19 protein-coding genes and 1 pseudogene are annotated in these 18,741 nt (G+C 74.0%); 14 read left to right on the top strand and 6 right to left on the bottom strand.

Annotation, left to right across the window (positions count from 1 at the left end):
- The 5 genes from IF20_RS02470 (at window position 1) to IF20_RS02450 (ending at window position 4,957) form a co-directional block, all read left to right on the top strand.
- Window positions 1-1,143: a glycosyltransferase family 9 protein gene (locus IF20_RS02470; protein ID WP_110943722.1), complete on the top strand. Its 1,143-nt coding sequence runs from the start codon at window positions 1-3 to the stop codon at window positions 1,141-1,143.
- Window positions 1,140-2,093, top strand: a complete 954-nt coding sequence (locus tag IF20_RS02465; RefSeq protein ID WP_052863200.1) for a glycosyltransferase family 2 protein — start codon at window positions 1,140-1,142, stop codon at window positions 2,091-2,093. The genes IF20_RS02470 and IF20_RS02465 overlap by 4 nt, the downstream gene beginning before the upstream one ends.
- A complete protein-coding gene (locus IF20_RS02460; RefSeq protein ID WP_110943721.1) occupies window positions 2,090-3,055 on the top strand; it encodes a glycosyltransferase family 2 protein in 966 nt (321 codons plus the stop codon). The genes IF20_RS02465 and IF20_RS02460 overlap by 4 nt, the downstream gene beginning before the upstream one ends.
- Before the next feature lie 120 nt (window positions 3,056-3,175).
- A complete protein-coding gene (locus IF20_RS02455) occupies window positions 3,176-3,724 on the top strand; it encodes a type 1 glutamine amidotransferase domain-containing protein (RefSeq protein ID WP_052863492.1) in 549 nt (182 codons plus the stop codon).
- 48 nt (window positions 3,725-3,772) lie between these two features.
- Entirely contained in the window at window positions 3,773-4,957 is a 1,185-nt protein-coding gene (locus tag IF20_RS02450) for a zinc-dependent alcohol dehydrogenase (protein ID WP_052863199.1), read from the top strand.
- A 19-nt stretch (window positions 4,958-4,976) separates the two neighbouring features.
- On the opposite strand, the gene IF20_RS02445 is transcribed toward IF20_RS02450, so the two are convergent.
- Together IF20_RS02445 and IF20_RS02440 are read right to left on the bottom strand one after the other, a co-directional pair.
- Complete coding sequence (locus IF20_RS02445; RefSeq protein ID WP_052863198.1) at window positions 4,977-5,939, bottom strand: threonine/serine dehydratase; 963 nt, start codon at window positions 5,937-5,939, stop codon at window positions 4,977-4,979.
- Window positions 5,940-6,040: 101 nt separating this feature from the next.
- On the bottom strand, window positions 6,041-6,844 hold the full coding sequence (locus IF20_RS02440) for an AraC family transcriptional regulator (RefSeq protein WP_052863197.1): 804 nt from the start codon (window positions 6,842-6,844) through the stop codon (window positions 6,041-6,043).
- A gap of 72 nt (window positions 6,845-6,916) precedes the next feature.
- Here IF20_RS02440 and IF20_RS02435 point away from each other — a divergent pair, with 72 nt between their 5' ends.
- Window positions 6,917-8,131, top strand: a complete 1,215-nt coding sequence (locus tag IF20_RS02435) for an MFS transporter (RefSeq protein WP_052863196.1) — start codon at window positions 6,917-6,919, stop codon at window positions 8,129-8,131.
- Between the two features lie 29 nt (window positions 8,132-8,160).
- On the top strand, window positions 8,161-8,454 hold the full coding sequence (locus IF20_RS02430; RefSeq protein WP_199896454.1) for a hypothetical protein: 294 nt from the start codon (window positions 8,161-8,163) through the stop codon (window positions 8,452-8,454).
- Between the two features lie 54 nt (window positions 8,455-8,508).
- Here IF20_RS02430 and IF20_RS02425 read toward each other — a convergent pair whose 3' ends face one another.
- Complete coding sequence (locus IF20_RS02425) at window positions 8,509-10,080, bottom strand: glycoside hydrolase family 32 protein (RefSeq protein ID WP_110943720.1); 1,572 nt, start codon at window positions 10,078-10,080, stop codon at window positions 8,509-8,511.
- Between the two features lie 238 nt (window positions 10,081-10,318).
- Complete coding sequence (locus IF20_RS02420) at window positions 10,319-11,332, bottom strand: LacI family DNA-binding transcriptional regulator (RefSeq protein WP_052863194.1); 1,014 nt, start codon at window positions 11,330-11,332, stop codon at window positions 10,319-10,321.
- Window positions 11,333-11,688: 356 nt separating this feature from the next.
- Between IF20_RS02420 and IF20_RS02415 the strand changes: the two genes are divergently transcribed.
- Window positions 11,689-13,095: a sugar porter family MFS transporter gene (locus IF20_RS02415; RefSeq protein WP_052863193.1), complete on the top strand. Its 1,407-nt coding sequence runs from the start codon at window positions 11,689-11,691 to the stop codon at window positions 13,093-13,095.
- Window positions 13,096-13,175: 80 nt separating this feature from the next.
- Here IF20_RS02415 and IF20_RS02410 read toward each other — a convergent pair whose 3' ends face one another.
- Window positions 13,176-13,514 (bottom strand): cupin domain-containing protein, encoded by a 339-nt coding sequence (locus IF20_RS02410; RefSeq protein WP_407702431.1) that lies wholly within the window; start codon window positions 13,512-13,514, stop codon window positions 13,176-13,178.
- Here IF20_RS02410 and IF20_RS02405 point away from each other — a divergent pair.
- The 5 genes and pseudogenes from IF20_RS02405 to IF20_RS02390 form a co-directional block, all read left to right on the top strand.
- Window positions 13,474-13,674: pseudogene (locus tag IF20_RS02405) on the top strand (nuclear transport factor 2 family protein); the annotation flags it as partial. The gene IF20_RS02410 and the pseudogene IF20_RS02405 sit on opposite strands and share 41 nt — an antisense overlap.
- A 20-nt stretch (window positions 13,675-13,694) precedes the next feature.
- Window positions 13,695-13,820 (top strand): hypothetical protein, encoded by a 126-nt coding sequence (locus tag IF20_RS40415; protein WP_267881116.1) that lies wholly within the window; start codon window positions 13,695-13,697, stop codon window positions 13,818-13,820.
- A 227-nt stretch (window positions 13,821-14,047) separates the two neighbouring features.
- Window positions 14,048-15,319, top strand: coding sequence for an aspartate aminotransferase family protein (locus IF20_RS02400; RefSeq protein ID WP_052863192.1), 1,272 nt, complete (start codon window positions 14,048-14,050; stop codon window positions 15,317-15,319).
- 281 nt (window positions 15,320-15,600) lie between these two features.
- On the top strand, window positions 15,601-17,112 hold the full coding sequence (locus IF20_RS02395; protein ID WP_110943718.1) for an NAD-dependent succinate-semialdehyde dehydrogenase: 1,512 nt from the start codon (window positions 15,601-15,603) through the stop codon (window positions 17,110-17,112).
- A 133-nt stretch (window positions 17,113-17,245) separates the two neighbouring features.
- A complete protein-coding gene (locus IF20_RS02390) occupies window positions 17,246-17,527 on the top strand; it encodes a chaplin (protein ID WP_052863191.1) in 282 nt (93 codons plus the stop codon).
- Here the strand turns inward: IF20_RS02390 and IF20_RS40850 are convergent.
- The gene (locus IF20_RS40850) at window positions 17,433-17,732 is read right to left on the bottom strand and encodes a helix-turn-helix domain-containing protein (RefSeq protein WP_407702437.1); all 300 of its coding nucleotides are present in this window, start codon (window positions 17,730-17,732) and stop codon (window positions 17,433-17,435) included. The two genes, IF20_RS02390 and IF20_RS40850, sit on opposite strands and share 95 nt — an antisense overlap.
- A 132-nt stretch (window positions 17,733-17,864) precedes the next feature.
- Here IF20_RS40850 and IF20_RS02385 point away from each other — a divergent pair, with 132 nt between their 5' ends.
- Window positions 17,865-18,599: an alpha/beta fold hydrolase gene (locus IF20_RS02385; protein WP_052863190.1), complete on the top strand. Its 735-nt coding sequence runs from the start codon at window positions 17,865-17,867 to the stop codon at window positions 18,597-18,599.
- Window positions 18,600-18,741 lie beyond the last annotated feature (142 nt).

Below are 18,741 nucleotides of genomic sequence, written 5' to 3'. Positions count from 1 at the left end.
ATGACGTCCGCAGCCGACCCCACCGGGCCCTGCTCGCCGCGCCCCCGCCTGCTGGTGCTGCGCGCGCTGGGCCTGGGCGATCTGCTGGCCGGCGTGCCCGCGTTGCGCGGCATCCGCCGGCACTTCCCCGGCCACGCCGTCGTGCTGGCCGCGCCGCCGGCGCTGACCGACGCGGCGCTGGCCACCGGCGCGGTGGACGCCGTGCTCGCCGCGCAGGCGCCGGGGCGCGGGGTCCCCGCGCTGCGGCACTGGCCCGGCGCGGCCCCCGACGTCGCCATCGACCTGCACGGCAACGGCCCGGCCAGCGTCGACGTGCTCGCCGAGCTGCACCCGGGGCGGCTCATCGCGTACGCGGCGCGGGACTCGCCCGCGGCGGCGCTCGGCGTCTGGGAGCGCGGTGAGCACGAACGCACCCGCTGGTGCAGCGTCCTGGGTGCGTACGGCATCGCCGCCGACCCCGAGGACTACCGGCTCCCGGCACCGCAGGACCCCTCGCCCGCGCCGGGCGCCGTGGTGATCCATCCCGGGGCCGACGCCGGGTCCCGCCGCTGGCCGGCCCACCGCTACGGTGCGGTCGCCGCGCGGCTGCGGGCCGCCGGCCGGCGCGTGGTGGTGCTCGGCGGGCCGGGGGAGGAGGACCTGACGCTGACCGTCGCGGAGGCCGCGGGGCTCGGGCCGGGTGAAGTCCTCACCGGCGGGCTGCCGTTCGGCGAACTGTCCGCGCTGATCGCGCAGGCTTCGGTGCTCGTCAGCGGCGACACCGGCACGGCCCACCTCGCCACCGCGCACGCCACGCCGTCGGTCACGCTCTTCGGGCCGGTCCCGCCGCGCCTGTGGGGGCCGCCGCCGAGCGAGCGACACACCGCCCTGTGGCACCCGGGCCCGCCCGGCGACCCGCACGGCACCGAGCCCGACCCGCTGCTGCTGCGGATCGGCGTGGACGAGGTGGTGGAGGCGGTGCTCTGGCACGACCGCGAGGTCGCCCCGATGCCGCGGGCCACCGAGGCCGGTGGCATGGAGGCCGGTGGCATGGAGGCCGGTCGCTCCGGGCTGCGGCGCAGGCTGCGGGCGCCCGGCTCGGCCCCGCACCGCGGCGCGCCCGGTACGGCGCGGCCCCGGACCACCGGGGAGGTCGGACCGTGACCGTCGACCGGCAGGCGTCCCCCGGGCTCGCCGAGGACGGTGCGCGGCCCCCCGCCCGTACCACCGTCGCGATCATCACCCGTAACCGCCGCGAGAGCCTCCTGCACACCCTGGACCGGCTTGCCGAGCTCCCCGAGCGGCCCCCGGTCATCGTGGTGGACAACGGCTCCGACGACGGCACGGCGGACGCCGTCCGCGCGCACCCGGTCGGTGCCCGGGTGCTCCGCCCGGGCCGCAACACCGGCGCGCTGGGCCGCACCCTGGCGGTGCGTCAGGCCCGCACCCCCTACGTCGCCTTCAGCGACGACGACTCGTGGTGGGCCCCCGGCGCGCTGGCCACGGCGGCCCGGCTGCTGGACGAGCACCCGGACCTCGGCCTGGTGGCGGCGCGCACGCTCGTCGGGCCGCGGAACGCCGAGGACCCGCTGAACGCGGTGCTCGCCGGCTCCCCGCTGCCGGTCTCCGACCGCTTTCCGGGCCGGCCCGTGCTCGGCTTCCTGGCCTGCGCCGCCGTGGTCCGCCGCCGTGCCTACTTGGACGTCGGCGGCTATCACCCACTGCTGTTCTTCGGCGCCGAGGAGACGCTGCTGGCGTACGACCTGGCCGCGGCGGGCTGGGGCGTGGTGTACGAGCCCTCGCTCACCGCCCACCACCATCCGGACGCCCGGGCCAAGCCCGGCCGCTCCCCGCTGCTGCGCCGCAACGAAGCGCTCACCGGCTGGCTGCGCCGCCCGCCGCGCGTCGCCCTGCGGCGTACGGGGGCGCTGGCGGTCGCCGCGGCGCGCGGGGAGCCGGGTGCGGCGCGCGCCCTGCTGGGCCTGCTCGTTCGCATCCCGCCCGCGCTCGCCCGGCGCCGCCCGCTGCCCGCCCACGTGGAGCACGCCATCGCCCTCCTGGAGCGCCCGGCCTCCGCACCGCCCACCGTACGAGCAGGGACACACCGGCCATGACGCAGCACGAGGCGAACGACACGGCCACCGCGCCGGCCCCCGACGGCACCGCGGCGCGGCCGGCCGGGCCCGACGGCCGGACGACCGTCGTGGTCATCACCCACAACCGGCGCGAGGAGCTTCTGCGCACGTTGCGCTCCCTGCGGGAGCTGCCGGAGCGGCCCCCGGTGATCGTTACGGACAACGGGTCCACGGACGGCACGGCGGAGGCGGTGGCGCGGGAGTTCCCCGAGGTCCGGCTGTTGCGGCCCGGCCGCAATCTCGGTGCCGTCGGCCGCAACCTCGCCGTGCACTTCGCGGCCACGCCCTACGTGGCGTTCTGCGACGACGACACCTGGTGGGACCCGGGCGCACTGCGGCGCGCCGCCGACGTTCTGGACACCCGGCCCCGGCTGGCGGCCGTCACCGCCCGAATCGTCGTGGAGCCCGCGGGGACCGAGGACCCGGTCGTCGCCGAGCTGCGCGACTCCCCGCTGAGCGGGCCGGACTGGCTGCCGGGTCCCGCGCTCGGCTCGTTCCTCGCCGCCGCGACCGTGCTGCGCACCGACGCGTTCCGGGCGGCCGGCGGGTTCCACCCCGGGCTGTGGCTGGGCGGTGAGGAGGAGCTGCTGGCCACCGATCTGATGGAGCGTGGCTGGTGGCTGGCGTACGACGAGGCGCTGACGATCCACCATGCCGCCTCCACGGCACGCGACAGCACGCAGCGGCGGGTGCTGGGGCTGCGGAACACGTTGTGGTTCACCTGGCTGCGGCGGCCCGCGGTGTCCGCGCTGCGGCGTACGGCGTACCTGGCGCGTACGGTCCCGCACGATCTCGCGTCGGTCCGTGCTTTCGGGCATGCGTGTGCCGGGCTGCCGTGGGTACTGCGACAGCGGGTCGCCGTCTCCGCCGCCACCGAGGCGCGGATCGTGGCGCTGGAAGCGGCGCGGCGGGGGTCCAGCGCCCGGCGGTACGTGGGCTGAGCAGCCCGGAAGGCGCGTTCGGCCCAGCCGGACACGCATGATCCGCCGTGCGCGTGGAACTCTGGACAAGGCACTCATAACGCCCACTTGTTTCCGATGATGCGTGAGGACGTGAACACCATGCAGGTGGCATTCCTGGTGGCCCCCGAAGGCGTCGAGCAGGTCGAGCTGACGGAGCCCTGGCAGGCCGTGCAGGACGCCGGCCACGAACCGCGGCTGGTCTCCACGAAGTCCGGGCAGATCCAGGCGTTCAACCACCTGGACAAGGCCGACACCTTCGACGTCGACTCCGCCGTCGCCGACGCGCGGGTCGAGGACTACGGCGGTCTCGTCCTGCCCGGCGGCGTCGCCAACCCCGACTTCCTGCGCATGGACGCCAAGGCCGTCGCCTTCGTCAAGGGCTTCTTCGACGCGGGCAAGCCGGTCGCCGCGATCTGCCACGCCCCGTGGACGCTGATCGAGGCCGACGTGGTGCGCGGCCGCACCCTCACCTCCTGGCCCAGCCTGCAGACCGACATCCGCAACGCGGGCGGCGTCTGGGTCGACGAGCAGGTCAAGGTCTGCACCGGTGGCTCGAACACCCTGATCACCAGCCGCAAGCCGGACGACCTGAAGGCCTTCAACGGCGCCCTCGTCAAGGAATTCACCGCCCAGGACCACCAGTCCTGAGCCGACCCCCCCACCTGACCCACAGCTCCGCGCGAGCGGGAGGCAGCCATGCGCGCCCTCACCTGGCACGGGAAGCGGGACGTACGGATCGACACCGTCCCCGACCCGAAGATCCAGGATCCGACCGACGTACTGGTGAAGATCACCTCCACCGGCATCTGCGGCTCGGACCTGCACCTGTACGAAGTCCTCGGCCCCTTCCTGGAACCGGGCGACATCCTCGGCCACGAGCCCATGGGCGTCGTCGAGGAGGTCGGCCCGGAGGTCACGAAGCTGAAGCCGGGCGACCGCGTCGTGGTGCCCTTCAACGTCTCCTGCGGCACCTGCTGGATGTGCTCCCAGGGCCTGCACTCGCAGTGCGAGACCACCCAGAACCGCGAGCGCGGCAAGGGCGGCTCGCTCTTCGGCTACACCAAGCTGTACGGGCAGGTGCCCGGCGGCCAGGCGGAGTTCCTGCGGGTGCCGTTCGGCGACCACCTGCCGGTCCAGGTGCCGCACGGGCCCCCGGACGACCGCTTCGTCTACCTCTCCGACGTACTGCCCACCGCCTGGCAGGCCGTGGAGTACGCGGACATCCCGCCCGGCGGCACCGTCACCGTCCTCGGCCTCGGCCCGATCGGGGACATGGCCGCGCGGATCGCCCTGCACCGCGGCGCCTCGAAGGTCATCGGCGTCGACCTGGTGCCCGAGCGCCTCGCGCGGGCACGGGCCCGCGGCGTCCACACCCTGGACCTCGGCGAGTACGGCAAGGACACCGCCGACGAGATCCGCCGGCTCACCGACGGCCGGGGCACCGACGCCGTCATCGAGGCGGTCGGCATGGAGGCACACGGCACGCCCGGTGCGAAGCTCGCCCAGCAGGCCGTGGGCCTGCTGCCGAGCCCGGTCGCCCAGAAGGTCACCGAGCGCGCGGGGGTGGACCCGCTCGCCGCGCTGAACCTCGGGATCGACGCGGTCCGGCGCGGCGGCACGTTCTCCATCTCCGGCGTCTACGGCGGCAACGTGGACCCGCTGCCACTGCTGACCATGTTCGACAAGCAGATCCAGATCCGCATGGGCCAGGCGAACGTGCGCCGCTGGGTCGACGACATCCTGCCGCTGCTGGACGACGCGGACGTCCTCGGCGTCGAGGACTTCGCCACCCACCGGCTGCCGCTGGAGGAAGGCCCCCAGGCCTACGCCACCTTCCAGGCGAAGAAGGACGGCATGGTGAAGACGCTGCTCCAGCCGTGAGCGTACGGGGCCGGGGAGTTCAGGTCGGCAGGCCGAACTCCCCGGCCCACCGCACGACGTCCGCCGTCGAGACGTTGCCGCCGCACAGCACCAGCCCGATCCGCGCCTCGTCGCCGACCCGTTCGATGACCTGCCGGGCCGCCGGGAGCAGGCAGCCGGCCGCCGGCTCGGCCCACACCTTCGCGTGCTCCGCCAGGTCGAGCACGCCCCGCACGGCCTCCCGGTCCGGCACCACCAGCACCTCGTGCACCAGCGCCGCGGCGTGCTCGTACGTCAGCTGCGAGGCGGCCGGGGCGCTCAGCGTGGAGACGATCGAGGACAGCCGCACCGGCACCGGGCCGCCGGCGGCCAGCGCCTCGGACATGGCCTGCGCGCCTTCCGTCTCCACGCCCCAGACGCGTACCCCGGGCCGGAGCGCGTGCAGCGCCGCGGCGACGCCCGCGATCAGCCCGCCGCCCCCGATGCTGACCAGAACGTCGGTCAGCTCCCCGGCGTCCTCGGCGAACTCCTTGCCGACCGTGCCCTGGGCGGCCACCACCACCGGGTCGTCGAAGGGGTGCACCAGCGTCAGGCCGTCCGCCTCCAACTCCTGCACCAGCTTGAACGCGCCGTCCATGTCGTCGGTGAGCTGCACCGACGCGCCGGCCGCCGTCGCGATGTCCACGGCCCTGGCGGGCGCCGAACGCGGCATCACCACGGTCGCCTTCAGTCCCAGCGCCCCGGCCATCACCGCGAGCCCGATGCCGTGGTTGCCGCCGCTGACCGCCACCACGCCCGCTGCCCGGTCCGCCTCGCTCAGCGACAGCAACTTCGCCGTGGCGCCACGCGCCTTGAAGGAGCCGGTCCGCTGCAACAGCTCCAGCTTGGTGGTGACCTCCGCACCGAGCAGCGCCGAGAGGCCCGGACTCGGCACCGTCGGGGTCCGTACGACGTACTCGCCTATCCGGTCGGCCGCTGCCTCGATGTCCGCGATGCCGATCACGGCACCCTCCCTCTCGTCGGCGTCGTTCCCGCTGCCACCTGCGCTTCCGTCACCGGCGGCGTCCCCGACCCTACAACCGGGCGGCGCGGCGGCCGTCGGGCTCAGGACACGGGCGCCCACGGCTCCCCGGCGCCCGCGAAATAGGCGGTCGGCGTCGTCCCCAGGGCGCGGCGGAACATCGCGGTGAAGGCGCTGGGCGTGGCGTATCCGACCGCGCCGGCGACGGCGGTGACCGGTGTGCCCCGGGCCAGCAGAGTCACCGCGTGCACGAGCCTGGCCTGCTGCACCCAGCGGGCCAGGCCCATGCCGGTCGCGGCGGCGAATCTGCGGTGCAGGCTGCGCGTACTCAAGTGCGCGACGGCCGCCGCCTCCGCGGCCGTCCACCGCTCGCCCGGCCGCCGCTGGATCGCCGCGCACACCTCGGCGAGCTGCGTGTCGGCCGCGGGCGCCGGGAGGTGCAGCGCCGGGACCGGGTGCGGGGCGAGTTCGAGCAGCAGCAGCTCCATGAGCGTGCCGTCCCGGCCCGCGCGGTCGTACAGCACCGGCAGCCGGGTCGCCTCGTCGATGAGCTCCCGCAGCAGCGGGGAGACCGAGACGACGGTCGGTGCGTCCGGGAGCCGCACGGCCGCCTGCCGCTCGATGTAGAGGGTGCGCATGGCGACCGGGCCCGCGCAGGTCATCGCGTGGGTGAGGCCGGGCGGCAGCCAGACGCCCCGGGTGGCGGGCACCACCCACGCGCCGTGCGCGGTGGTGACGGTGATGGCGCCGGTGGTGCCGTAGATCAGCTGCGCGCGGACGTGCCGGTGCGGGGGGATGCGGTGCCCGTCGGGCAGGTCGCGCGCCATCGCGGCCAGCGGCCTCGGCACGTCCTGGTAGTCGTCGCGGTTCTCGCTCTTCCCGTACATGGCGCACTCTCGACAGGTGATGGCGGGACCGCGAAAGTATGCCACCCGGCGGGCGTCCTAGCGTCGACCTACGTGAACGCACCACCGATCGACGCGCCGGGCCGTGCCCAGGCCCGCACCCCGACCCTCCTGCTGGCCGCCACCAGCGCCGTGACCGCGGCCAACGTCTACCTGGGCCAGCCCCTGCTCGGCTCCGTGGCCGCCTCGATGGGCGTGGCCCCCGACGCCCTCGGGGCCGTACCCACCGCCACCCAGCTGGGGTACGCGGCCGGCATCCTGCTGATCGTGCCGGCCGGCGACAGCCGCGACCGGCGCCGCCTGATCCTCGGCCTGGGCACCGCCTCGGCGGCGGCGCTCGTCGCCTGCGCGCTCGCCCCCTCGGTGTGGTGGCTGACCGTGGCGGGCTTCGCCCTGGGCCTGCTCTCGCCGGTACCGCAACTGGTCACGCCGCTGGCCGTCGCGCTGTCCGGTGCGCACGGCGGCGCCGGCCGGGGCCGGGTCGTGGGCAGCGTCCAGGGCGGCCTGCTGGTCGGCGTCCTCGCCTCCCGCGCCTACGCCGGCACCCTCGCCGACCTGGCCGGATGGCGGGCCGTGTACCTCTGCTCGGCACTGCTGACCCTCTTCCTCATGGCCGTCCTGCGCCGCACCCTGCCCGCCGTCCCCACCACCGCCACCACCCCGTACCGTGCCGCGCTCGCCTCCCTGCCGCGGCTCGTCCGGCACCCGCTGGTGTGGCGGGTCGTCGTCTCCGGGGCGCTGGTCGGCATCGCCTTCGGCGCCTTCTGGACGACGCTGACGTTCCTGCTGGTGCGCCGGTACGGATTCGGCGCGACCGCGATCGGGCTGTTCGGGCTGGTGGCCGCGGTCAGCGCGCTGACCTCGCCGTACGCCGGGCGGGCGGCCGAACGGCTGGGCCGCCGCGGCGCGTCGGCCCTCCTCACCGGCCTGGTCCTCGCGGGCTGGCTGATCATGCTGCCGGGCGGCACGGCGCTCGTCCCGCTGATCGTGGGCGTCGTCGTGCTGGACGTCGGAGTCTGGGGCGGCCAGGCGGTCTGCCAGACGGTCCTGTTCACCCTCGACCCGGCCCTGCACAGCCGGCTCAACACCGTCTACTTCACCCTGCGCTTCCTCGGCATCGCGCTCGGCTCGCTGGCCGGCACGCTGGCGTGGCCGGCCGGCGGCTGGCCCGCCGTGGTCGCCACCGGGGTCGCCGCAGCGGCGGCCGGCCTGCTCATCGGCGTCATTCCGACCGGTACGCAACCTTTTCGGGACTCCGGCGGTCTTTGAGGCACGCACGTCGATCGGGGGAGTCGCGCATGTCCGGAAGTCGCTTGATCGTCAGTCTCATCGGAGCCGTCCTCGCCCTGTGGGGACTCGTCATCCACGGACAGCATCCGAGCGCGGCCGGCCCGGCCGCGCAGCCGGCCACCAGCGCCGGCGCCGACCGGTACGGGATCTTCGCCGCGGTCGGCACCGACGCCGGCGATCCGGCGGCGGCCGACGCCGACGCCGAACTCGTCCAGCAGGGCAGGACGCTCGGCATCGGCATGGCCGGCGGCGGCGTGCTGATCGCCGCGGTCCCGTGGCTCACCCGTCGCCGCGCCGGCTGATCCGCCGCCGTACCGGTCGCCGAGGGGGCCGCGGGATCAGGCGAAGGGGCCGCGTCACCAGGCCGACCGCAGGGGCCACACCGTCAGCCGCTCGACCCGCACCCCGCCCTCCTCGGCGAAGGTGGCCAGCCCTGTGGCGTCCGGGCCGGGGAAGATCTGGTCGGTCAGGCAGACCGCGCCGTCGGCCGCGAACACCTCCACCGACGACCGGTCCACGAGCACCCGCAGCTTCAGCACGCCGTCCGTGAGCGCCAGCGGCGCACGGTGGACGGCCGGGAAGTCCGCCGAGAACCCGACGTCGCCGGAGGCCGTACGGTCCACGTACAGCTCGCCGCCGGCGACGTCGTAGCCGATTCTCGTGCGCTGCCCGCAGCCCGACCGCACCTCCAGGCCGCAGCGCTGCGCCCCGTCCGGCCGCAGCTCCGCCTCGACCTCGTACGTCAGCGCGGCGTCCCGCAGCAGCCGGGAGGTGCCGGCCGGGATCCGCCGCCCCGCGATGCGCAGTGCGGGACGGCGGCGCAGCGTGGCCAGCTCGGCGACCGGCTGCTGCACGAGGACGGCGCTGCCGTCCGCCGCGGCCCGCAGCCCCAGCTCCCGCGGGAAGCCCATCGCGCTGCGCCACGGGTCGGTGGGGATCTTCTCGCCGTACAGCCAGTTGTTCATCCAGGCGATCAGGATGCGGCGGCCGTCCGGCGCGTCGTTGTAGGTGACGCCCGCGTACGCGTCGGCGCCGTGGTCCAGCCAGCGCGGCGCGTCCTGCGGATCGGCGGTGAAGGTGGTCCCGTCGAAGTCGCCGGTGAAGTACTGCCCGGCCGAACCGCCCGCCGGGCCGCCGGGGTTGAGGTTGACGATCAGTACCCACCTGCGGCGGCCCGGCGCGCCGGCCACGGGCAGCTCGAAGAGGTCGGGGCACTCCCAGACGCCGCCGGTCGCCCCGGCGGGCCCGAAGTCGCTCAGGTGCGTCCAGGTCTTCAGGTCGGGGGAGGCGTAGAACCGGATGCGGTGTTCGGCGGAGAGCGCGAGCGCCATCACCCAGCGGCCGGTCGGGGCGTGCCAGAAGACCTTGGGGTCGCGGAAGTTGTCCGAGCCGATGTCCAGGACGGGGTTGCCCGCGTACCGGGTCCAGGTCTCCCCGCCGTCGGTGCTGAAGGCGAGCGACTGCCGCTGCCGCCCCGTCGCCTTGACCATGCTGGTGTAGACGGCGACCAGCGGCGGCGCGGCCGCGGTGCCCAGGCCGCTGGTGTTGTCCCGGTCGAAGACCGCGCTGCCGGAGAAGACCATCTCCTCCTCGTCGTGCGGGATCGCGACCGGGCGCTCCTCCCAGTGCACGAGGTCGGGGCTGGTGGCATGGCCCCAGGACATGTTGCCCCAGGTGTTCCCGGCCGGGTTGTACTGGAAGAAGAGGTGGTACGTGCCGTCGTGGTGGAGCAGCCCGTTGGGGTCGTTCATCCAGTTCCGGGCGGGGGAGAAGTGCACCTGGGGGCGGTACGGCTCGTCGTACGCGCGAAGCCCGGCCGCGGCGGCCGGGGAGACGGACCGGACGCTGAGCGCGCCGGTGCCGGCCAGCGCGAGGGCGGCCGTCAGGACGGTGCGCCGGGTGACGTGGCGGTGCGGGGTGTCGGGCATGAGGTGCCTCCAGTCGGGCAGCGCAGCGCAGGCTGCGTACCAGGGCAGGTGGGCCGAACCAGGGAGGTGGCCCGCGTCCTCGGCTCCCGACGAACCGGACGGCTGAGTGGTGCGTGCGGCGGCCGCTGCCGACGAAATGCGGCCGCACCGCGGGACGTTGCCCGGCGACACCCGGGCGCGGTCCGCCGCAGACTGTAGAAGCCCGTGCCCGGAAATGTCCAGAGGGCCGGAGGCGGGGTCAGCGCGCCGGCTCGGTGGGGCAGCCGCACGACGTACGGTGCACCAGCGTCGGCTCCAGCAGCACCGTCCGCTTCGCGCCGTCCGGGTCCGCGAGCCGGTCGATCAGCATCCGTACGGACCGGGCGCCGATCTCCTCGACCGGCTGTGCGATGGCGGTCAGCTGCGGCTGGAGCAGGTCGGCCCACTCGAAGTCGTCGAAGACGCTCAGGGCGATGTCCTGCGGCGCCTTCAGGCCCAGCCGGGACAGGGCGCGCAGCACGCCGAGCGTCATGTGGTTGTTGCCGACCACCAGCGCGGTCGGCGCGTCCTTGCCCCGTAGCAGCTTCTCGGTGACCTGCTCCGCCATGTACGCGTGGCTGTGCCCGGTGACGACCAGCTCCGGGGCCGGGTCCAGGCCCTGCCGCTTCATGCCGCGCTGCCAGCCGCGCACCCGCTCCGAGCTGGTCCGGATCCCGCGCCGCCCGGCCACCATGCCGATCCGGGTGTGGCCGAGGTCGGCGAGGTGGTCGACCAGCCGGGCCGTGGACTCCACGTTCGCGGTGCCGATCTGGTCGAAGGCCGAGGAGGCGCAGCGGTCGATCAGGACGGTGGGCAGGCCGGTGTCCTTGAGGTACCGCAGTGCCGCGCCGCGGGCGCCCGCCGCGGTGGCCAGCAGCAGGCCGTCGACGCGGCGCTGGTGGAGGTTCTGCACCACCCGCAGCTCCTCGGCCGGGTCGTCGTGGGTGTCGGCTATCAGCAGGGTGTAGCCGGCGGCGCGGGCCGTGGCGTCGATCGACGAGACCATGTCGGCGAAGTGGAAGTTGGTGACGGCCGAGACCGCGAGGCCGAGGGTCTTGGTGCTGGAGGTCACCAGCGAGCGGGCGATGGTGTTCGGGATGTAGCCGGTGTCGCGCATGGCGGCGTGCACCTGGTCCCGGGTCTCCTCCTTCACGAACCGGGTCCCGTTGATCACGTGGGACACCGTCGAGACCGAGACACCGGCCCGACGTGCCACGTCGGCCATGGTCGCCATGCGTACCTCCTCAGCGGTCTGTACGTCCCCGCGATCGTACGTGAGGTCGGCGGTGGTGCCGGGTTGACGAGAAAAGCGCTTGCGCAAACGCTTGCGCGAAATCGTTCGACAGGTCACGATGCCGTACCGGGCGGTCCCTCCCGACCGGCAGCCCCGGCACTCAGCGTCGCGTGCCGGAGCTCCGTGACCGCCCCCTCCGGCTGCCGTGCGACGCGGCACCGGCTCCCGCCGCCGTCCCGCCGACGGACGGCGGCGGGAGCACCGCCGCACCCCGCTCCGCCGGACGACCGGAGGGGTGCGGCGGAACGCACCGGTACCAGCTGACCGCGCGTCAGCTCATGTGAAGGAGAGCCGTCATGGCGCCCACCGACACCGTCCTCCCGCCCGAGCCGGGCGCACCGCCGCGCACCCGCGGCCGCGCAGCGGTCCTCGGCGCCTCCGCGGTCGCCGCGCTCGGCGGCTTCCTCTTCGGGTACGACACCGGGATCATCTCCTCGGCCCTGCTCCACATCACCCCCGAATTCAACCTCAGCGCCGGAATGCAGCAGGTCACCGTCGCGTCCCTGCTGCTCGGCGCGATCGTCGGCGTCCTGGTCAGCGGCGCGGTCACCGACGCGGTGGGCCGCCGCCGTACGCTGCTCGCCGCCGCCGGCATCTTCACCGTCGGCGCCCTGGGCTGCGCCGCGGCGCCGGACGACGCCGTACTGATCGCCGCCCGCTTCGTCCTCGGCCTCGCCATCGGCACCGCCTCGCTCGCCGTCCCCGCGTACATCGCCGAGATCGCGCCCAAGGAGAGCCGCGGCAAGCTGGTCTCGCTCAACCAGCTGATGATCACCGTCGGCATCTTCGTCTCCTACCTCGTCGGCTACGCCTTCGACGACGCGGCGCAGGGCTGGCGCTGGATGCTCGGCCTCGGCGCCGTCCCGTCCCTGCTGATGACGGTCGGCGTCCTGCGGCTCTCGGAGAGCCCGCGCTGGCTGCTCACCCACGGCCGCCCCGACGAGGCGCGCACGGTCCTGCGCCGCACCCGTACCGCCGAAGAGGCCGAGCGCGAGATCCGCGAGATCGAGACGCTCGCGGCCCAGGAGTCGAAGATCGGCTACCGCGACCTGCTGCGCCCCGCCATGCGCCCCGCGGTCGTCCTCGGCGTGGTGGTCGCCGCGACCAACCAACTGGTCGGCGTCAACGCGGTCATCTACTACGCGCCCACCATGCTCCAGCAGGCCGGCTTCGCCAGCTCCGCCGCGATCCTCTCCTCGCTCGGCATCGGCCTGGTCAACATGGTCCTCACCGGCATCGCGCTGCTGCTGGTCGACAAGGTCGGCCGCCGCCCGCTGCTGCTCGGCGGCACCGCCGTCGTCATCCTCGCCCTCGTCCTGCTCGGCGCCCTCTACCTCGCCGGCGACGGACAGCCCGCGCACAGCGGCCTGCTGGTCGCCGGGCTCTGCCTCTACATCGGCGCGTTCGCCCCCAGCCTGGGCCTGGCGATCTGGCTGATCAACAGCGAGATCTTCCCGACCGCCGCCCGCGGCAAGGCGTCCTCCTTCGGCAACGTCACCCACTGGGGCCTGGACTTCGCCATCTCGCTCACCGTGCTGACCACCATCCAGGCCCTCACCCCCACCGGCCTGTTCTGGCTCTACGCCGCCTTCGGCCTCCTCGGCGTCGGCTACCTCTACCGCAAACTCCCCGAAACCAAGGGCCGCAGCCTGGAAGACATCTCGGCGTCACTGCGCGGCGAGGGCCGGCCGGCGGGGGACTGACCGGCGTTGACGCCGCCGGGCGGGGCCGCCCCGCCCGGCCGCACCATGTTCGGCCCCTACTTCTCCTTCCGCCACCCGCTTCAGGGCGTACCCGTCTCCGTGAGCTGGTACAACTCGGGCACGCTCACCTTGATCGGTTCCTGCGTGGTGCGCGCGATCACGACCACGACGTGCTCGTCGGAGGAGGGGTTCTCCTCCCGATGCGGGACGAAGGGGGGAACGAGCACGAAGTCGCCGGGTCCGGCCGCGAGCCGCACCTCTTGCGCGCCGTCGTGGAAGACGAACACGGGGCGGCCGCTGACCACGTAGATCCCCGCCTCCGATGCCCCGTGGTGGTGGTTGTCCGTCGCGCTCCGCGGCGCGCGTGGCCACTGAGGCCAACGCTTCCTCGCCACCGGCGAGACAGCGGTCGTGCTCACACAGGTGCACGCCCGCGCCCGCGCGACCGGCCGTGCACTCGACTTCCCGATTCTGCAGACCCTCACGGTCAAGGAGGGGCGGATCGCCGAGGTCCGTCCGTTCTACTGGGACACCCACGCCATCGCCGACGCCTGCGCCCTCCCGACGCGCACAGACTGAGCCCGTATGCCCGCAGCTCTTTGACCGGCCCCGCCGAGAGCCCCGCCACTGCCGGGGCCGCCACGGCCGAGGCCACGGTCGCCGGGCCGGCGCCGGAGCTGACGCGCGCCCTGGAGGGTCTCGTGGCCCTCGCGGCCCCCACCTGACCGGCGGTTCCGCGCCCGTCGGCGACGGTTCCACGACGATCACACGGTGCCGCGCGGCGGGCGCACCGGTCACCATCGCCGCGCGCGCCGAACCCGTTGGTCGTTGACCCTCCCCGCCCCTCTCCCACAAGGTGAGTAGGAGCCTGTGACTGATCCCGCCAGGATCCGGGCACCGGTTCCACCGTCCATATCCGCACCGCCTCAACGCCGTGGGAGAGAGCTGTCGTATGAGCCACCTTTCCGAGCATCTGCGCCAGGCCACACCCGTCGTCGCCGAACGCGGCGAGGGCGTCCACCTCTTCGGTACGGACGGCCGCCGCTATCTGGACTTCACCGCCGGCATCGGCGTCACCAGCACCGGCCACTGCCACCCGCGCGTGGTCGCCGCCGCCCAGGAGCAGGTGGCCACCCTGATCCACGGCCAGTACACGACCGTCATGCACCAGCCGCTGCAGAAGCTGGTCGAACGGCTCGGCGACGTACTGCCGCCGGGGCTCGACAGCCTCTTCTTCGCCAACTCGGGCAGTGAGGCCGTCGAAGCCGCCATGCGGCTCGCCCGGCAGGCCACGGGCCGGCCCAACATCGTCGTCTGTCAGGGCGGCTTCCACGGCCGGACCGTCGCCGCCGCCTCCCTCACCACCTCCGGCACGAAGGTCCGTACGGGATTCGGTCCGCTCATGAGCGGCGTCCACGTCACGCCCTTCCCGAGCACGTACTACTACAACTCCCGTTACGGCTGGGACGAGGAGACCACCACCCGCTTCGCGCTGGGCGAGCTGGACCACCTCCTGCAGACCGTCACCGACCCCTCCGACACCGCCGCGATCATGGTCGAGCCGGTGCTCGGCGAGGGCGGCTACACCCCCGCCAACAGCGCCTTCCTGCAGGGCCTGCGGGAGCGCGCCGACCGGCACGGCATCCTGCTGGTGCTGGACGAGGTGCAGACCGGCGTGGGCCGTACGGGACGCTTCTGGGGCCACGACCACTTCGGCGTCCGGCCCGACATCATCATCACCGCCAAGGGCCTGGCCAGCGGCTTCCCGCTGTCCGGCATCGCGGCGTCCGACGAGATCATGGCCAAGGCCCGGCCCGGTTCGCAGGGCGGCACGTACGGCGGTAACGCGGTGGCCTGCGCGGCGGCCCTCGCCACCCTCGACGTGGTCGAGGACGAGGGACTGGTCGGCAACGCCGCCACCCAGGGCGCCCGGCTCCGCAGCGGTCTGGAGGACGTGGCAGCGAAGACCCCGGCCATCGGGGACGTGCGGGGGCTCGGCCTGATGCTGGCCAACGAGTTCGTCACCGACGCCGGGGAGCCGGACCCCAAGACCGCCTCCCGCGTCCAGCAGGCCGCCGTCGAGGAGGGACTGCTCCTGCTGACCTGCGGCCCGTGGGGCAACGTCGTGCGGCTGATCCCGCCGCTGATCGTGTCCGAGCAGCAGATCGACGAGGGGCTGCGGGCCTGGTCCGCCGCCGTCCAGGCGGGCTGCGCCGACCGCTGACGCGCCACCCCGACCGGACCGGCCGGCCCCCGGGCGGCAGGGGGCCGGCCACCCGGAAGGCCGCCGGCCGCACGGAAAGACGCCGGCCGCCCATCCCCCTCCCCGCCGGGGCCGGCCACCCGTATCCCGTCCGCCGGGGGCCGGCCGCCCCCATCCCGTCCGCCGGGGCCGGCCGTCCGCTTCCCGTCCGCCGGGGAGCCGGCCGCCCGTACCCCGCCCACCAGGGGCCGGCCCCGCATCCCTGCTCGCTCCGCGCACCGAACCGCCGGGAGGCACCGACCATGACCACGACCACCAGCACCCAGTCGTCGGGCGCCGCCGACGCGCCGCGCTCCGGCATCGGCGTCGTCGACGCGGCGCCCAAACAGCTGTTCCTCGACGGCCGGTGGCAGGACGCCGCCGGCGGCCGCACCCTGCCCGTCGACGACCCGGCCACCGGGCGCGAGCTCTGCCAGGTCGCCGACGCCTCGCCCGAGGACGGCCGGCGCGCCCTGGACGCCGCGGTCGCGGCCCAGGAGTCCTGGGCGGCCACCGCGCCGCGCGCCCGCAGCGAGATCCTGCGCCGCGCCTACGAGCTGATCATCGAGCGCAAGGAGGACCTCGCCCTCCTGATGACCCTGGAGATGGGCAAGCCGCTGGCCGAGGCGCGCGGCGAGGTCGGGTACGCGGCGGAGTTCTTCCGCTGGTTCTCCGAGGAGGCCGTACGCATCGACGGCGGCATGTCGCGCACCCCCGACGGCGCCAACCGCGTCCTGGTGATGCGCCAGCCCGTCGGCCCCTGCATGCTCATCACCCCGTGGAACTTCCCGCTCGCGATGGGCACCCGCAAGATCGGCCCGGCGGTCGCCGCGGGCTGCACGATGGTGCTCAAGCCCGCACCGCAGACCCCGCTCTCCAGCCTGGCGCTGGCCGCCATCATGACCGAGGCCGGCCTGCCGCCCGGCGTCCTCAACGTCGTCACCACCACGGACGCGGCCGGCGTCGTGGAACCCCTGCTGCGCAGCGGTGACGTACGCAAGCTGTCCTTCACCGGCTCCACCCAGGTCGGCCGCATCCTGCTGTCCCAGTGCGCCGACACCGTCGTACGGACCTCGATGGAGCTGGGCGGGAACGCACCGTTCCTGGTCTTCGCCGACGCCGACCTGGACAAGGCCGTGGACGGCGCGATGATCGCCAAGATGCGGAACATGGGCGAGGCCTGCACCGCCGCCAACCGCTTCTTCGTGCACCGTTCCGTCGCCGACGCCTTCGCCACCCGCCTCGCCGAGCGGATGGGCGCCCTCACCGTGGGCCCCGGCACGCAGGACGGCACCGACGTCGGCCCGCTGATCGACGCGGCAGGCCGCGACAAGGCCGCCGACCTGGTCCAGGACGCCGTACGGCGCGGCGCCAAGGCCGTGATCGGCGGCGAGGCACCGGACGGTGCAGGTTACTTCTACCCGCCCACCGTCCTCACCGACGTGCACCCCGACTCCGCGCTGATGTCCACCGAGATCTTCGGCCCGGTCGCCGCGATCCTCACCTTCGACGACGAGGACGAGGCGGTCCGCGCCGCCAACGACACCGAATGGGGCCTGGTCGGCTACCTCTTCACCGAGAACCTGGACCGCGCGCTGCGGGTCGGCGAGAAGCTGGAGACCGGCATGGTCGGCGTCAACACCGGCCTGGTCTCCAACCCGGCGGCTCCCTTCGGCGGCATCAAGCAGTCCGGGCTGGGCCGGGAGGGCGGCCGGGTCGGTATCGAGGAGTTCCTGGAGTACAAGTACCTGGCCATCCCGACCGGGCAGGGCTGACCGGGGGACGTCCCTGCCTCGTTCAGCCTGATGTGCTACTGCAATCAGGCGGTCCCGATGCTTCTCAGGTGGCGAACCGTTCGTGGGCGGTAATTCTCTCTGTGAACGAACACCCCTCTTCACGGGAGAGAACATGTCGATCCGTACCGCCCTCGTGGCGACCGCACTGGCCGCCGCGACCGTCCTCGGCGGCGCCACCGCCTCCTTCGCCGACGCCGGCGCGGGAGGCACGGTCGCCAACAGTCCGGGTCTCCTGTCCGGCAACGCCGTCCAGGTGCCGGTGGATCTGCCCGTGAACGTCTGCGGAACGAGCGTCGACGTCATCGGCCTGCTGAACCCCGCGGACAGCAACTCCTGCGTCGCGGACGTGCACCAGGGCAAGCACCACGGCGGCTGGGGCCACGGCCGCAGCTGACCGGCAGACGCACCACACGGCATCCGCCGCCGGGCCATCGCCCGGCGGCGGATGCCGTCATCTGTGGCCAGCCGTCCGCCGACTGCTCGTCGGGTACCCAGCGCAGCACGTCACCGGGCCGGCAGTCGAGGGTGCGGCAGATCGCTTCGAGGGTGGTGAACCGTACCGCCTTCGCGATCTTTGATGGCTTTCGATCGAAAATCAATCGGTGATTGCCTCGCAAGTGCCCGCGATATCGCAGGAGTTGCCTGTCGTCGGCCTTCTCATCCGCTTTTGCCGGTCATAGTCGGCCATTTGTTCTACTGTGTCTCCGTTACCTGGGAGAAGGAGAAGATGGATGGCCACGTTCGTGCTCGTTCCCGGCGCCTGGCTGGGTGCTTGGGTCTGGGAAGACACCGCTCGTGAGCTGCGCGAGCGCGGCCATACGGTACTGGCGACGGAGCTGACCGGTCTCGGTGAGCGGGCCGAGCAGGCGACGCCGGAGACCGGACTGGACACCCACGTCGACGACATCGTCACCGTCATCGAGCAGCACGACCTGCGCGACGTCACGCTCGTCGCGCACAGTTACGCGGCGGCCCCCGTCAGCGGTGCCGCCGGGCGGCTCGGGAAGCGGCTGCGGCGGCTGGTGTTCGTCGACAGCGCGCCGTTCGCCGACGGGATGCGACTGCTCGACCTCATGGGGCAGGAGGAGGTCGACGCGTTGCGTGCGCGGGTCGCGGAGCAGGGGGACGGCTGGCGGCTGCCGATGCCGCAGTTCGACGCCCTCGGCTCGGCGGGCGACCTCGAAGGGCTCACCGACGAGCTGCGCGCGCTCCTGCACAGCCGCGCCACGCCCCAGCCCTTCCGCACGTACGAACAGCCCCTCACGGTCGCGGTCGAACCCGGGCCCGAGGTGGACCGCGTGCTGATCGCCTGCAACGAGTTCAAGGCCCTGCTGGACGCGGACGTGCCGATGCTGGCCTTCCTCGGCCGGCCGCCGTGGCGTCGCATCGACCTGGCCACCGGGCACTGGCCCATGCTGTCGGCGCCTGTCGCGCTCGCGGAGGCCCTCGACACGGCGGCCTCCTGACGCGGTCGGCGGGGCGCCCGCAGTCGGTGCCGGTGCGGCCGTCCCACCCCGGGAGCGCCATAACGGGGTGAAGGCGGTGCAACGGGAGGAACCTGGCGTTTGCCGTGCGACGCTCGGTGGTACGGCTGTGGGCGCACGCCCG

It is taken from the genome of Streptomyces niger, from assembly GCF_000718305.1.
Classification (GTDB): domain Bacteria; phylum Actinomycetota; class Actinomycetes; order Streptomycetales; family Streptomycetaceae; genus Streptomyces; species Streptomyces niger.
The sequence above is the reverse complement of the archived record's forward strand: the minus strand, read 5'-3'. Positions and strand labels throughout refer to the sequence as shown.